The sequence below is a fragment of the Streptomyces sp. BK340 genome, from assembly GCF_007827595.1.
Taxonomy (GTDB): Bacteria; Actinomycetota; Actinomycetes; order Streptomycetales; family Streptomycetaceae; genus Streptomyces.
In genome coordinates this window covers 1-1155 of the sequence record NZ_VISR01000080.1, presented here as the reverse complement: position 1 = coordinate 1155, position 1155 = coordinate 1, and the positions used below count along the sequence as shown (strand labels likewise).

Annotated in this window: 2 protein-coding genes; both read right to left on the bottom strand. The window is 68.4% G+C overall.

What is annotated here, in order from left to right; genetic code table 11:
- Positions 1-25 precede the first annotated feature (25 nt).
- On the bottom strand, positions 26-553 hold the full coding sequence (locus FB157_RS47005; RefSeq protein WP_261387079.1) for a transposase: 528 nt from the start codon (positions 551-553) through the stop codon (positions 26-28).
- Positions 550-1089: a winged helix-turn-helix domain-containing protein gene (locus FB157_RS47000; protein ID WP_186582024.1), complete on the bottom strand. Its 540-nt coding sequence runs from the start codon at positions 1087-1089 to the stop codon at positions 550-552. The genes FB157_RS47005 and FB157_RS47000 overlap by 4 nt, the downstream gene beginning before the upstream one ends.
- Between the last annotated feature and the right edge of the window lie 66 nt (positions 1090-1155).

Genomic DNA, 1155 nt, shown 5'->3' with positions numbered 1-1155 from the left:
TACTGACCTTGAATGCGTGATGTCGTCATGGTGGCTGGCGTCGGAGGCCAGTGCCGGTGAGGCAGCCGTCGAGGACGTCGTGGCGGTACTGGAGCTGGCGGAGGCCGCGTCGGACGGCAGTGATCAGGGCATCGGGGTCGGCGAAGGCGCGGTTGGCCACGGTTGTGCGTCGCAAGACGGACCAGATGCCCTCGACCGGGTTGAGGTCGGGTGCGTAGGGCGGAAGTTGGAAGACGGTGAGCCAGTCGCGGTCGGCGATGTAGCGGCGCATGCCCGCGGTGAGGTGGGTGTTGAGGTTGTCCCAGACCAGCACAATCGGACCGCCAAGCTGCTGGTGAGCGGTCTGGATCAGGTCGCGGTAGTCCTTCCAGGAGAAGCTTTTGCGTCCATCGGTCCGAGCGTCCGGGCAGGGCCGGTAGATCAGCCGCGAGGACTCGCCGGCCTTGTAGCAGGCCAGGGCGGCCACCGATAAACGGCGGCGGGAGCGGCCCCGCACGCGGACCACTGGGGTGTGGCCGCGGCGGGACCAGGTGCGGGTGGTCGGCGGCGTCATCGAGAATCCGGCTTCGTCCTCGAAGACGAGCCAGGCGTCGAGCGCCGCCACGGTCCTTCCACCTGGGGCCAGGTCTCCTTCATCCAGTCGGCCACCGCGTTCTCGTCCCGCTCGATCGCCCGCCGGGCGGGGACCTGGCAACTCCAGCCGTGCCGCTTGAGCAGGGCGGCCACCCCTTGCACGGTGTAGCTCTTGTGGAAGCGGCGCCCGATCAGCGTTTTGATCCGCGACAGGGTCCACGTCTGGTCCGGCCACCCATGTGCCACCGGCCCCTTGGCCAGCTCACGCTCCAGCACGGCAAACAGTTCGTCACTGAGCAGCGGCAGCGATGCCGGGCCCTTCGAGGCCAGGGCTCTCGGCCCGTCCTGCGACCACGCCTTGCGCCAACGCTGTACCGACCGGACGCTGACCCGCAGGTCGTGAGCGATGACCGTGTTCTCGTCGCCCTGCCGGAACCGCTCGGCCGCCGCCAACCTCAACTGCTCGCGGAAGGCCCGCCGTTCGTCGGTCAGCCCGCCCCCTTGTGCATACCTCATGCGGTCGGCATACCGCAGCGATCACGAGACGTCAGCCCCTACGACACCACGCTTTGAAGGTCAGTA